Genomic DNA, 13,527 nt, shown 5'->3' on the forward strand with positions numbered 1-13,527 from the left:
GAAATCAGAGGGAGCGCACCTCTCTCTGATTTTTAACATTTCTCTCCTTAATTCCTCTGTACTAATGGAAATCCCGAGATTTACTTTGTAGATTGTTCAAGTAGTGCGTGCAATCCATCAACTTGCCAGCAATAACGTGTGTGACTTCTCCCTCTTTTTCAAGAATGCCTTTCACCATTAATACTTTAGCGCCTAAATACGCTTGCTTTTGGGCTCGTGCTGTCGCTTGCCAAACGACCACATTAATGTTGCCCGTGTCATCTTCTAACGTAAAAAATGTCACGCCAGCGGCGGTGCCTGGAGATTGTCTTCCTGTTACCACACCTACCACTGTGACCAGTGACTTATGCGGTTTCTCTGTCAGTTGCCTCATGCGGGTAAAGTGAGGGAGTTTGCCCGTTTCTTCTAATAATTTAATTGGATGGCGGCTAAGAGATAGTCCCGTGCTTGCGTAATCCTCAATTAAATTTTCATATTCAGAGGGTTGAGTCTGGTAGCTAACATTGGGTTCTTCGACCTTGTGAAACAATGGTAGGTCAGATAAGGAATCCATTGCTGCCCAGCGAGCGTTATAACGATTTCCCGATAAGGCCTGAAATGCATTGGCTGAAGCCAATAATTCAATGTCACTTCGGCTTCTTAATATCTGCTTTACTTCTTGAATCGATCGGTAACCATTAAGTGGTTTGCGCTCAATAAGCCTTTGTGCGCTTTCTGCGTTAAAGCCTTTCACCAAGCGAAAACCAAGTTGCACGCCGAGCCTGCCATTCGGACGTGAGACGAGATGATGTTGATATTTTGAATGATTGACGCACACCGGCAATACTTCGACGCCATGTCGGCGAGCATCTTGTACTAATTGCGATGGGCTATAAAATCCCATTGGTTGGCTGTTCAATAATGCAGTGTAAAATTCGGCTGGGTAATAATATTTTAACCATGCAGAACAATATGCCAGCACTGCGAAAGACGCTGAATGACTTTCAGGGAAGCCGTACTCACCAAAGCCGCAAATCTGATCGAAAATGCGCTCAGCAAACGCTAAGTCATAACCTCTCTCTTGCATACCATTGATCAGTTTTGGTCTGAATTTAGCGAGATCGCCATTCTTTTTCCATGATGCCATCGCTCGACGGAGTTGATCGGCCTCGCCGCCGCTAAACCCTGCGGCTACCATGGCTAGCTTGATGACTTGCTCTTGGAAAATAGGGACGCCCATAGTCCGCTCCAGAACGCTTTTTACTTCTTCCGATGGATAACTGACAGGCTCTTTGTGATCTCGTCGTTTTAAAAAAGGATGCACCATATCACCCTGAATAGGGCCTGGACGAACAATTGCAATTTGAATCACTAAGTCGTAATAACAAGCAGGCTTTAGGCGAGGAAGCATGCTCATTTGTGCACGAGATTCAATTTGGAATACGCCTATCGTGTCAGCTTTTTGGATCATGCGGTACACGTGTGGATCATCTTGTCGGCGAGTGATCTCGGAAATCGAGAGGGATCGCTGGTGATGTTTCTCGACCAGTTGAAAGCACTTTTTGATGGCGTTTAACATGCCGAGTGCGAGTACATCGACTTTTAGTAGCTTCAAGCTTTCTAAATCGTCTTTATCCCATTGAATGATAGTGCGATCTTCCATCGAGGCATTTTCAACAGGTACCAACTCATATAAAGGGCCAGATGAAATTACAAAGCCACCTACGTGCTGAGATAAATGGCGTGGGAAGCCAATGATCTCGTTGACCAATTGGATAAACTGCTGCCCTTTGAGAGATTCTGGTTGTAAGCCAAGTTCAATAATTTGAGCTTGCCAGCCTTGGCTGCGATCTCGGCGATTAACGTTCTTAATGAAAAAATCTAATTGGGTCTCTTCAATCCCTAGTGCTTTACCGACTTCACGCACGGCACTTTTAAAGCGATAGCTGATCACTGTTGCAGCAAGTGCTGCACGCTCACGACCATATTTTTTGTAAATATACTGGATAACTTCTTCACGGCGCTCGTGTTCAAAGTCCACATCAATATCCGGCGGTTCCTTACGTTCTTTACTGATAAATCGTTCGAATAAGACAGCGATTTGTCGAGGATCGACGGCGGTAATTTCCAGGCAATAACACACTACAGAGTTTGCAGCGGAACCTCGCCCTTGGTAAAGAATACCTTGCTGTTTCGCAAACATTACGATGTCGTGAATAGTAAGGAAGTAGTAGTGGTATTTAAGCTCTTGAATAAGCGCCAGTTCATTCTCGATGGTTTGATTGACTTCTGCTGGCACGCCTTCAGGAAAACGCAGCTTTTTACCACGTTCGACCAACATACGTAAGTAAGAGTCGGGTGTATAACCATCTGGGATCAGCTCGGTAGGATATTCGTATTTTAAATCGGAGAGCTTAAACTCGCATAAATCGGCGATGTAAGTACTTTCTTCCAGCCATTCTGGTTTGTAAATCCGAATCAACTTTTTAAAAGGACGAAGCGCTCGCTCAGTATTCGAAATACGGTCAAAACCGAGTTTATCGACGCTACACCCATGTTTTATAGCAGTAAGTACATGCTGTAATGGCAAGCGTTCAACGTCATGCATGAGAACGCCTCCGCAGGCAGTTATAGGTAATTGAAATTCATGTGCTAACTGCTCGCAGTGCGCAATGTACTCAGTATCGTTGTTACTCAAATGGCGCTGAATCGCTACCCACAAACGATTAGCGTGGTGTTGATTGAGCCAGCGCCCCCAATAGTGATCACTCTCTTGATGTGTGGGCAGCCACAATACCAAACAATGTCGAACCGACATCAAATCCCATTCGAACAGTTGATAGTTGCCTTTTTCACTGCGTCTTCTTGCGTTTGTGATGATACGACACAACTCGGCATAAGCCTTGCGACAAGGGCAAAGCAGTACGATTTGGCATTCATCATTTAACCAAAACATACTTCCAACGATTTGTTTGATATCGAGTTTATGTTGTTCGATGGTCGCATGGGCTTTGACAACGCCCGCGACTGAACATTCATCCGTTATAGCTAGAGCTTGATAGCGATAGAAAGCAGCTTGGAGTACCAGCTCTTCTGCTTGAGAAGCTCCAGTCAAAAAAGAGAAGTTAGACTGACAAAATAGTTCCGCGTAACTCATAATGACCCAACAAAAATAACTGTCGATTTAACAAAAATAGCCATGAAGAAACCAGTGCTTGTGCTGATCACGAAATATCCATAACCAGCGGCCTTGCTTGGTGTGTGCAATGTAGTAATCACGCATGATCTCATCACCATCCCACCACCCAGAAACTATTCGCTCAGGTCCGTGGACCAAAGAAACTTGCTCTTGCAATACAATGGGAGTCGGTAATTGCATTGCTGGGCGTAGTATGGATGGTATGGCGTGCCCCTTTTCATCCGTAGCATCAGCAGGGCGATACTGACTGGCCTTTTCTGGTCTAGGATCGCAAGCAATATTGGGTTTTAAAACGGCACTTTTTCCCAATTTAGCTTGCAGTAAAGAAAGCAACTCTAAAGCATTCATGTTTCCTTTCTGCCCAGCAAAGAGATCGCGTGATGCACTAAGAGGCTCACCTTGACGGATGACTTTTAACGTTAGCCCTGTGACTGGGCCATTAAGCGAGAGTGACTCTAAGCTCAAACTCGCTAACTGTTGCCAACGCTGACATAGGTAATCACCTTGCGCAGAAGTGAGTTGAAGGTGTTGCTCTTGTTTCTCACGCTGGTGGAGTGTTAAACACAGTTCAAAAGCGACCTTATCTCTTAATTTAAGAAAGATTTCGAGTTGACGAAGTAATTTGGCCAACGGCTTTTCAATCCACTGAACGTTTTCGATCTCAAACAACAGCTCTAAATAAACTTGGAAGGATTCGGTAGGGTGATAAAAGTCGACAGGGTGTTTAAACTGCCCAGTCAGTCGACCAACGTAGTTCACCAAATCGATATCAAAGCGTCGTGCGATGTCTTGCAATGGCAGTTCAAGCAGGTTTTGCAATGTGGTGACACCTACACGTTGTAACTTCTCTACGGTAGCGTTTGATAAATCTGTCAGTGTTAACGGTATTGGTGATAAGGCTTTTTGTATGGCAGATTTGTCTTCGCTGATGACGTTCGCTCCTGATAATGCCATCAATTTGGCAGCAAAAGGCGAAAAACCACATCCGAATTGAAAACTCAGTTTCAGCTCCGATAAGTGAGCTCTGACTTTGTTCCAATAGTTTTCAAACCCTTCATACAGAGCGAGCATTGGAGTAGCACGCAGCAAAATACCTTGGTTTGGCATCAACACAACGTCAGATGTGATCAAATACAGCCATTGAGCAATTTCTTGTAACTTGCTCCATTCGGTGTGCGGATGATAAGGATGCACTTGTAAATCTCGACACAAGGACGCAGCACTGCCTAGGCCCATACCTGGCTTAATGCCTTGTTGTTCGGCAATCTCGTTGTATTGAATAATCTGGCAACGTTGGCTTTCGACAATCACCACGGGTTGTTCTTGGTTATCACCAAAGAGTGCGTCTAGCTGCAGGCGAGGGAAGTGCAAGTAAATCCACAGAGCCATATCACTAACCTTGGTTCGCCAGTGGGAAATTGACCACAGTCGAGTGCACAGTTTCAGATGATGGTTTCACCAGTTGCGGGTAATGGTGTTGGAATCCGATACTAACGCTACCTCTATTCCAGCCTCCTTTCCTTTTCAGCACTTCAACATGAATCCCTTGCTCGTCGCCTTTCAGTTTTAAACTGAGTGACACAGGCAAAGACAAGCGGTTGATAGTATCTGTTTTAAGCATAAAGAGAGGGCAAGTACCTTGTTCACTCGCTACCTGTAAGCGTTTCACTTGATGTATTTCAAGCTCTTCTTGCCATAACAAAACATTACTGCATACCCCACTTTTCAGACATTGCTCTGCAGCCCAAAGAGCATCTTTGGGATGAGCTGGATTAACGACCCACACTTGGTTTATATCCAAACCGATGTAGTGTAAGAACAGAGAATTCACTAACGCGGGAGGTTGAATAAATGCGGTCACACCATTGGTCTGGGTGGCTTTTAAATAAGGAGCGAGCAAACGCAATTCACCAATACTACCAATAGATTCCATCTCCACTACGCCATGAGGTGGAAAGCCTCCGCCGAGCAAATCATCTAATTCAGAAAAACCGGAACTAGTCTGCAACTGCTGAGGATCTGCTTTCGTTAAATTTGCTTGCCAAACAAGGTGTTGGCTTTTTAAGTTCTGAATAATATCTTGCATAATAAATACCTGTATATACATACAGTATATTTCTGTGGGAGAAAGTCGCAAGATTTTTATGAAGAGAGAAATGAAAAAAGGCAGCGTTTGCTGCCTTTTCAATCGATTATGTGAGGTAACCTGAATGAGTTATTTACGCTTCGGTTGAGCGTCGATGCACTGACCGTTCACATCGGTAACCGCAGGATCCATTAAGTGCAAATATAGCGGCATGATATCCAGTGGCGTTTTGAGAGTATTCGCATCTTCACCCGGATATGCTTTTTCACGCATGCGAGTACGAGTGGCACCAGGGTTAATTGCGTTAACGCGGATCGGTGTATCACTCAGCTCGTCAGCTAAAACTTGCATCATGCCTTCTACGGCAAATTTAGAGATAGCGTATGGCCCCCAGAATGCGCGGCCAGAGTGGCCGACGGTTGAAGAGGTAAAGATAATACGCCCAGCTTCTGATTTACGCATCACAGGCAGTAATGCTTGAGTCATTAGCACTTCGGCTTTCACGTTGATCTGCATGATATCGTCGAAGTCTTCCTCTTTGATTTGATCAAATGGACACAGCGAACTCAAGACACCTGCGTTGTGTAATAGACCATCCAAGCGACCAAACTGTCCTTCGATTGTCTCTGCCATATCAATGTAATTCTGCTGAGTTGCACCCTTGAGATCCAATGGAATGATAGCAGCTTGTGGATAGCCAGCAGCTTCAATCTCATCATAGATAGATTCAAGGTTTTGCACATTTCTACCCAAGAGAATAACAGTTGCACCGTGCTCGGCATAAGAAAGCGCGGCTTGACGGCCGATGCCATTACCAGCGCCAGTAACAAGAATGACTTTACCTTTTAGAGCATCAGCTGAAACGGAGTAGTTCACGGCGATAAATCCTTATTATTGTAAGAGGGTCCATGATAGTTAATTGACGCTAAAAAACGCCTGTTTCTCAATGGAAAATCTTGGTAATCGTGACAAGATGGTTACAATACACCAATTCATGTGTTATACCAATTCCAGAACTTTCGTTAGGTATGCTATCAATCAGAACAAGTGGTTACAAACCGCGCTGCCTTCTCGCTGATGTTTCTGCGTAACATACTAACGTCATCTGAAATGAGATAAAGGAGCTCTCGTTGGAATTTTTATTAGATTATGGTCTGTTTCTGGCCAAAATTATCACGGTGGTTGCTGCGATAATTGTTCTGCTCATTATTGCAAAATCGGCTGGTGGCAAATCGGGTGCGGCGAAAGGGGAGTTAGAGATTACCAACCTTTCAGAGCAACACAAACAATCTGTTGAGCAGTTAGAGCATCATTTGCATGACGATGCTTTCATCAAGGCTCGAGATAAAGCCGTCAAGAAAGAAGAAAAAGAGAAGAACAAATCTCGCGAGAAAGAAATCAAACAAGCGAGCAAAGACGGTTCATTAGATAGCAAGCGTGAACCACACCTATTTGTTCTTGATTTCAACGGTAGCATAGACGCAAAAGAAGTCGCGTCTCTACGTGAAGAAATCACCGCTATTTTGGCTGTCGCACGTGAAGGTGATGAAGTGTTACTTCGCTTAGAGTCTGGCGGTGGTATGGTTCATGGTTACGGCCTTGCCTCTTCTCAACTGGACCGAATCAAAGCTGCGGGTCTTCCTCTGACCATCTCTGTTGACAAAGTTGCGGCAAGTGGCGGTTACATGATGGCATGTGTAGCAGATAAAATTGTTTCTGCACCATTTGCAATTGTGGGTTCTATTGGCGTTATCGCACAGATTCCTAACTTCAACAAACTGTTGAAGAAACATGACATTGAGTACGAACAACTAACAGCGGGTGAATATAAACGCACGCTAACGATGTTCGGTGAGAATACCGATAAAGCGCGCGATAAGTTTAAGCAAGAACTTGAAGAAACACATGTCTTGTTTAAAGACTTCATCCGTGAGCGTCGTCCTAGTTTGGACCTAGACAAAGTAGCCACTGGTGAGCACTGGTTCGGCACACAAGCGAAAGAGCTTGGTTTGGTGGATGACATTAGTACATCTGATGATATCGTTGTTGCGGCATGCAAAGATAAAACTGTACTTTCTGTGCATTATGTACAAAAGAAAAAACTGGCCGACAAGCTAGCAGGTGTGGCGGGTAAAGTCGCTGATAGTGTGATTTTAAAGTTAGCTGAGCGTGGTCAAAAGCCGATTGTTTAATCGAGCTTAAGTTCATGACATTTAAAACGGCGAGGGCGGAAGCTCTCGCCGTTTTTGTTGAACTTTATGTTTATTGATGAATCCAATTACGCATTAGGTGTAATGCTTTACACGACATTTTTCCTCGCTCCAAAGACTGATTACCCGTATAATGTGCGCCTCGAAAACCGAGCAAATTGCTGAAAAGAAACTATTGGTGGAGAAGAACATGTCCTCTCAAACTCCGGTTGTAACCGTAGATGGACCTAGTGGTGCAGGTAAAGGCACTTTATGTATGTTGCTGGCGAAAAAGTTGGGTTTCCAACTCTTAGATTCTGGCGCAATTTATCGTGTACTTGCACTCGCTGCGATTCACCACGGTGTCGACACCGAGTCAGAAGATGCTCTTGTCCCACTAGCAACACACCTAGACGTTCAATTTATCGCGGAAGGTGACTTAGTTAAGGTCATTCTAGAAGGCGAAGATGTGTCAGGGGAGCTTCGTAAAGAAGAAACGGGTATGGCAGCATCTAAAGTTGCGGCTTTGCCACGTGTTCGTGAAGCATTACTACGTCGTCAGCGTGCATTTGAGACCGCTCCGGGTCTGGTTGCTGATGGTCGTGATATGGGCACAATTGTATTCCCGAGTGCGCAAGCAAAAATCTTCCTTGATGCGAGTGCTGAAGAGCGTGCAAATCGACGCCTTAAACAGTTGCAAGAGAAAGGGTTAGATGTTAGATTTGCTGACCTTTTAAGCGAGATCCAAGAGCGTGACGACCGAGATCGTAACCGCCCAGTGGCGCCATTACGCCCTGCTGAGGATGCGCTTGTGCTAGATTCTACGTCGATGACTATCGACGAAGTAGTAGAAAAGGCACTACAATATATCGAATCGAAGCTAGCTGAGTAATAATACTCGACTAGGCTAAGAGCGTTGGTCGCAAGGATGATGACTGGCGAATTTAATAACCCCATGCGGTAGGATACCCGTGGAAGTTTAATTTATTGAAGATTAATTAAATGACTGAATCTTTTGCTCAACTCTTTGAAGAGTTTCTAAACGAAACAGAATTCCAACAAGGCAGCATCGTTAAAGGTACTGTAGTAGCTATCGAGAACGGTTTCGTTCTTGTTGACGCTGGTCTTAAGTCTGAATCTGCTATCCCTGCTGAACAGTTCAAGAACGCTGCTGGCGAACTTGAAGTTGAAGTTGGCGCTGAAGTAGACGTAGCTCTAGACGCTGTTGAAGATGGTTTCGGTGAAACTCAACTTTCTCGTGAGAAAGCTAAGCGTCACGAAGCTTGGATCGTACTTGAGAAAGCTTACGAAGAAGCTGAAACTGTTGTTGGTATCATCAACGGTAAAGTTAAAGGCGGTTTCACTGTTGAACTAAACGGTATCCGTGCTTTCCTTCCTGGCTCTCTAGTAGACGTACGTCCAATCCGCGACACTGCTCACCTAGAAAACAAAGAGCTAGAGTTCAAAGTTATCAAACTTGACCAAAAACGTAACAACGTAGTTGTTTCACGTCGTGCAGTTATCGAATCAGAGAACAGCGTTGAGCGTGACGAGCTTCTAGAAACTCTACAAGAAGGTTCTGAAGTTAAAGGTATCGTTAAGAACCTTACTGACTACGGTGCGTTCGTTGACCTAGGTGGCGTTGACGGTCTTCTACATATCACTGATATGGCTTGGAAGCGCGTTAAGCACCCATCTGAAATCGTTAACGTTGGTGACGAGATCCAAGTTAAAGTTCTTAAGTTCGACCGTGAGCGTACTCGCGTATCACTAGGTCTTAAGCAACTAGGCGAAGATCCATGGGTAGCAATCGCTAAGCGTTACCCAGAAGGTCACAAACTAACTGGTCGCGTAACTAACCTAACTGACTACGGCTGCTTCGTTGAAATCGAAGAAGGCGTTGAAGGTCTAGTTCACGTTTCAGAAATGGATTGGACTAACAAGAACATCCACCCTTCTAAAGTTGTTAATGTTGGCGACGAAGTTGAGGTTATGGTTCTTGAAATCGACGAAGAACGTCGTCGTATCTCTCTAGGTCTGAAACAGTGTAAAGCTAACCCATGGCAGTCATTCGCTGAAGCACAAGCTAAAGGCGACAAAGTTACTGGTAAGATCAAGTCTATCACTGACTTCGGTATCTTCATCGGTCTAGAAGGCGGCATCGATGGTCTAGTTCACCTATCTGACATTTCTTGGAATGTTGCTGGCGAAGAAGCTGTACGTGAGTACAAGAAAGGCGACGAGATCTCTGCAGTTGTTCTAGCAGTAGACGCTGAGCGTGAGCGCATCTCTCTAGGCATCAAGCAAATGGAAAATGACCCATTCAATGCTTACGTTGCTGACAACAAGAAAGGTGTTCTAGTTAACGCTACTGTAACTGCTGTTGACGCTAAAGGCGCTACTGTTGAAATCGCAGAAGGCGTTGAAGGTTACATCCGTGCTTCTGAAGTATCACGCGATCGCGTAGAAGATGCTTCTCTAATCCTAAGCGCTGGTGATGTTGTTGAAGCGAAGTTCACAGGTGTAGACCGTAAGAACCGCGTAATCAACCTATCTATCAAAGCTAAAGACGAAGCTGACGAGCAAGAAGCAATGGCATCTATCAACAAGCAAGATGACAATGCATTCGGTAACGCAATGGCTGACGCTTTCAAAGCTGCTAAAGGCGAATAATATACTCGCTTAAGCAAAAAAGGAGCCGCAAGGCTCCTTTTTTATATTTGGTCATATTTAAGTAGTAATACTAATGACAGTAAACTATCTTAATAAAAGGCATTTCTTCATTGCGCATTTTGCATAAAATTTGTCTAGAATTGTCAGCAAGTGTTTGTTGGAATTAGTATTACTTACTATAATAAGTGATAAAGATACTCAAAGAGGGCAACTATGACTAAGTCTGAACTGATTGAAAGACTCTGCGCTGAGCAAACACACTTATCAGCGAAAGAGGTAGAGGATGCTGTAAAAGATATTTTAGAGCACATGGCCTCTACACTAGAGAGCGGTGACCGTATCGAGATCCGTGGCTTTGGTAGTTTTTCTCTTCATTACCGCGAGCCTCGCGTAGGTCGTAACCCTAAAACGGGCGATAAAGTGGAATTGGAAGGTAAATACGTTCCACATTTCAAACCTGGTAAAGAACTTCGTGAGCGTGTAAATATTGGTTAATGCACTCTTATTAGTTTGAAAAAAGCGGCATACGTTTGTGTATGCCGCTTTTTTGTAATGTATCCAAGTTAGTCATACATCCAAGATCGTTTACTAATCTAATTGTGGATTCAGCCGTTTTCCTTGCTGCTTTCTATACCCAAATAACTTTAACTTCTAAGCATGTCTACAAACTAAGCATCTTGAGGTTACTTGGGTATAGATTATTGCTAATATACGTAGTCTGAAGAAGCATTTTCCTGCATAATCTTACCGACTTACTCCTAGAAGGGTGATGTAACATGAAAATTATAAAAATCGTTGCTGTTTTAGCTCTCTTTTTAATTGCATTGGCGTTAGGTTCCCAAAACCAAGAGCTCGTGACTTTTAACTATCTTCTAGCAAAAGGAGAGTTCCACTTGTCTACGCTATTAGGTGTAGTATTTGTGGTTGGCTTTGCTTTAGCGTGGGTTATCTTTGGTAGCATCCAACTGAAAACTCAGCTACAGGTCCGTCGTTTAAAGAAAAAACTGAAAAAGTACGAACCAACTGAATCAAACAACGCTGCTGATAAGCCAGCCATTGAAAAACAGGCATAAGGATAAGGCTTAACTTTAATGCTTGAACTACTCTTCTTGTTGTTGCCTATAGCTGCTGCGTATGGCTGGTATATGGGGCATCGCAGCGCTCAGCAAGACAAGCAGAAGCAATCTCATCAAATCTCTCGTCAGTATATGACGGGTCTTAATCTGCTGCTCTCTGACCAATCAGATAAGGCTGTCGATCACTTTATTGAATTGCTCCAAGTTGATAACGAGACCATCGATACTCACCTTGCGTTGGGTAACCTGTTCCGGTCTCGTGGTGAAGTCGACCGCGCAATCAGAATTCACCAAAATCTTATTTCTCGTTCAGGCTTAACACTGGACCAAAAGAACCTCGCCCTTCAACAGTTAGCGAAAGACTACATGGTCTCTGGTTTTCTTGATCGTGCAGAGAAAATCTTTGAACAGTTAGTCGAAGAGCCAGATTACAAAGAGGCGGCTCTTCAACAATTAGTGACCATTTATCAGCAAACACGAGAATGGGAAAAGGCGATTTATTACGCGAACCAATTGGCTAAGTTAGGTAATAAACGCTCAAGGATGCGTGCAAATATTGCCCATTTTTGGTGTGAAATAGCCATGCTCGACCAAGCTGATGGGAATACTAATAAGGCAATACAGCATTTTAAAAAAGCGTTAGCGGAAGACCCGAAGTGTGTTCGAGCAAGTATTGCTTTGGGACGAATTTACCTAGAGTCTGAAGACTATAAGCACACCATCAAATATCTGACGGGGGTACTTGAGCAAGATAAAGACTTTATCAGTGATGTCTTGCCAACTATTGCAGAATGCTATCATCATCTGGGTCAGGAAGATGAACTTGTCGAGTTTCTGAGAGCTTGTATTGATAAGAAAGCAGGCGTATCAGCCGAGTTGATGTTGGCTCAATTAGTTGCTCATCACGAGAACGTTGGGGCTGCTCAAGAGTTACTGACGAAACAATTGCTGAAAAACCCAACCATGAAGGGCTTCTACCGTTTAATTGACTACCACATTGCAGAAGCAGAAGATGGTCGAGCGAAAGACAGCCTATCAACACTACAAGCGATGGTGGGTGAACAGTTAAAAGTGAAACCGCATTACCGATGCCGGAAGTGTGGATTTTCTACCCATTCCCTTTATTGGCATTGTCCGTCCTGTAAAGGATGGGGGACGATCAAGCCAATCCGCGGATTGGATGGTGAATAATTCTTAATGCAGCTGGCAGAGTTTCTGTCCGCTGCATTTTTTTAACTTTTTATTTAATAAGAACCAAAACAGTTAGGAGATGAAATGATCGACCAAAAAGTTATTGTCGCACTGGATTATGATAACCAAGCAGATGCACTTGCGTTTGTAGATAGAATTGATCCTGCGTCATGCCGACTAAAAGTTGGCAAGGAGATGTTTACGCTATTTGGTCCTGATTTTGTACGTGAACTCCATAAACGTGGTTTCTCGGTATTCCTAGATTTAAAATTTCACGATATTCCAAACACCTGTTCGAAAGCAGTTCGCGCTGCGGCTGAAATGGGTGTATGGATGGTGAACGTACACGCGAGCGGTGGTGAGCGTATGATGACGGCATCACGTGAAATTCTTGAGCCATATGGTAAAGATCGTCCACTTCTTATCGGTGTAACGGTACTAACCAGTATGGAACAAAGTGATTTAGCTGGTATTGGTTTGAATGTTGCGCCTCAGGAGCAAGTGATTCGTCTAGCAACCTTGACCAAAAACGCGGGCTTAGATGGTGTCGTATGTTCAGCGCAAGAGTCCTCACTACTGAAGAGCGAACTAGGCCAAGAATTTAAATTAGTGACCCCTGGTATTCGACCTGCTGGTTCAGAACAAGGTGACCAACGCCGTATAATGACGCCAGTAGACGCTATCCAATCAGGTTCAGATTATCTTGTGATTGGTCGCCCTATCACTAAAGCGTCAAATCCTGCAGAAGTGCTGAAGTCGATCAATGAGAGCTTATCTAAAATGTAAGCACTGTCTCGATTGTATGGAGAAAAGTGAGGCTAAGATGCCTCACTTTTTATATCGAGTGAAAATACTGATCGCGGTAAACAGCCATTCCTTTTAACCAGCTATGTCTGATCATTTACTCGCTGTAACTGGTATATCGGGGCCAATTGAGATAAAGGTTCTGCGGTTTATTCTGAGTAAAGTAGGGCTTGGTACTATGCTGATCACACTTTTGTAACATAACTCACTGTGATGCCTCGAAAATGCAATCATGTGTTATTGATGGCTTGCGTTACAAATATCTAAAGAATACTATGGCGAAGATGCATTCACTGCGTTGTAAGGTCTAGGATGACCTAGTGAAACTCT

At 44.0% G+C, this 13,527-nt stretch carries 11 protein-coding genes; 7 read left to right on the forward strand and 4 right to left on the reverse strand.

Annotated features, from left to right (window positions below):
• Positions 1-61 precede the first annotated feature (61 nt).
• The 4 genes from R8N46_RS10960 to R8N46_RS10975 form a co-directional block, all read right to left on the reverse strand.
• Positions 62-3,136: an error-prone DNA polymerase gene (locus tag R8N46_RS10960; RefSeq protein ID WP_115386190.1), complete on the reverse strand. Its 3,075-nt coding sequence runs from the start codon at positions 3,134-3,136 to the stop codon at positions 62-64.
• 27 nt (positions 3,137-3,163) lie between these two features.
• Positions 3,164-4,567 carry a Y-family DNA polymerase gene (locus R8N46_RS10965; RefSeq protein ID WP_054574790.1) on the reverse strand — a complete coding sequence of 468 codons (1,404 nt, stop codon included), beginning with the start codon at positions 4,565-4,567 and terminating at the stop codon, positions 3,164-3,166.
• A gap of 4 nt (positions 4,568-4,571) precedes the next feature.
• On the reverse strand, positions 4,572-5,264 hold the full coding sequence (gene imuA, locus R8N46_RS10970; protein ID WP_017633866.1) for a translesion DNA synthesis-associated protein ImuA: 693 nt from the start codon (positions 5,262-5,264) through the stop codon (positions 4,572-4,574).
• Positions 5,265-5,393: 129 nt separating this feature from the next.
• On the reverse strand, positions 5,394-6,140 hold the full coding sequence (locus tag R8N46_RS10975; RefSeq protein ID WP_005372980.1) for a YciK family oxidoreductase: 747 nt from the start codon (positions 6,138-6,140) through the stop codon (positions 5,394-5,396).
• Between the two features lie 254 nt (positions 6,141-6,394).
• Between R8N46_RS10975 and sohB the strand changes: the two genes are divergently transcribed.
• The 7 genes from sohB to pyrF all read left to right on the forward strand — a co-directional run bounded on the left by sohB (position 6,395) and on the right by pyrF (position 13,179).
• Positions 6,395-7,456: a protease SohB gene (gene sohB, locus R8N46_RS10980; RefSeq protein WP_005385819.1), complete on the forward strand. Its 1,062-nt coding sequence runs from the start codon at positions 6,395-6,397 to the stop codon at positions 7,454-7,456.
• A gap of 208 nt (positions 7,457-7,664) precedes the next feature.
• Positions 7,665-8,345, forward strand: coding sequence for a (d)CMP kinase (gene cmk / locus R8N46_RS10985; RefSeq protein WP_021033981.1), 681 nt, complete (start codon positions 7,665-7,667; stop codon positions 8,343-8,345).
• A 110-nt stretch (positions 8,346-8,455) separates the two neighbouring features.
• A complete protein-coding gene (rpsA, locus tag R8N46_RS10990) occupies positions 8,456-10,126 on the forward strand; it encodes a 30S ribosomal protein S1 (RefSeq protein ID WP_005385817.1) in 1,671 nt (556 codons plus the stop codon).
• A gap of 213 nt (positions 10,127-10,339) precedes the next feature.
• The gene (gene ihfB, locus R8N46_RS10995) at positions 10,340-10,621 is read left to right on the forward strand and encodes an integration host factor subunit beta (protein ID WP_005385816.1); all 282 of its coding nucleotides are present in this window, start codon (positions 10,340-10,342) and stop codon (positions 10,619-10,621) included.
• Between the two features lie 281 nt (positions 10,622-10,902).
• Positions 10,903-11,199 carry a LapA family protein gene (locus tag R8N46_RS11000; RefSeq protein WP_005376663.1) on the forward strand — a complete coding sequence of 99 codons (297 nt, stop codon included), beginning with the start codon at positions 10,903-10,905 and terminating at the stop codon, positions 11,197-11,199.
• An 18-nt stretch (positions 11,200-11,217) separates the two neighbouring features.
• Positions 11,218-12,393 (forward strand): lipopolysaccharide assembly protein LapB, encoded by a 1,176-nt coding sequence (lapB, locus tag R8N46_RS11005; protein ID WP_005376665.1) that lies wholly within the window; start codon positions 11,218-11,220, stop codon positions 12,391-12,393.
• Between the two features lie 84 nt (positions 12,394-12,477).
• Positions 12,478-13,179, forward strand: coding sequence for an orotidine-5'-phosphate decarboxylase (gene pyrF, locus R8N46_RS11010; RefSeq protein ID WP_042523084.1), 702 nt, complete (start codon positions 12,478-12,480; stop codon positions 13,177-13,179).
• Positions 13,180-13,527: the final 348 nt, after the last annotated feature.

It is taken from the genome of Vibrio sp. 1874, from assembly GCF_033344395.1.
GTDB lineage: Bacteria > Pseudomonadota > Gammaproteobacteria > Enterobacterales > Vibrionaceae > Vibrio > Vibrio alginolyticus.

What these genes read in the sequence shown, in the direction of transcription:
- R8N46_RS10960 (WP_115386190.1), bottom strand. Translation starts at nt 3,136, where the DNA reads ATGAGTTACGCGGAACTATTTTGTCAGTCTAACTTCTCTTTTTTGACT.
- R8N46_RS10965 (WP_054574790.1), bottom strand. Translation starts at nt 4,567, where the DNA reads ATGGCTCTGTGGATTTACTTGCACTTCCCTCGCCTGCAGCTAGACGCA.
- imuA (WP_017633866.1), bottom strand. Translation starts at nt 5,264, where the DNA reads ATGCAAGATATTATTCAGAACTTAAAAAGCCAACACCTTGTTTGGCAA.
- cmk (WP_021033981.1), top strand. Translation starts at nt 7,665, where the DNA reads ATGTCCTCTCAAACTCCGGTTGTAACCGTAGATGGACCTAGTGGTGCA.
- rpsA (WP_005385817.1), top strand. Translation starts at nt 8,456, where the DNA reads ATGACTGAATCTTTTGCTCAACTCTTTGAAGAGTTTCTAAACGAAACA.
- ihfB (WP_005385816.1), top strand. Translation starts at nt 10,340, where the DNA reads ATGACTAAGTCTGAACTGATTGAAAGACTCTGCGCTGAGCAAACACAC.
- R8N46_RS11000 (WP_005376663.1), top strand. Translation starts at nt 10,903, where the DNA reads ATGAAAATTATAAAAATCGTTGCTGTTTTAGCTCTCTTTTTAATTGCA.
- lapB (WP_005376665.1), top strand. Translation starts at nt 11,218, where the DNA reads ATGCTTGAACTACTCTTCTTGTTGTTGCCTATAGCTGCTGCGTATGGC.
- pyrF (WP_042523084.1), top strand. Translation starts at nt 12,478, where the DNA reads ATGATCGACCAAAAAGTTATTGTCGCACTGGATTATGATAACCAAGCA.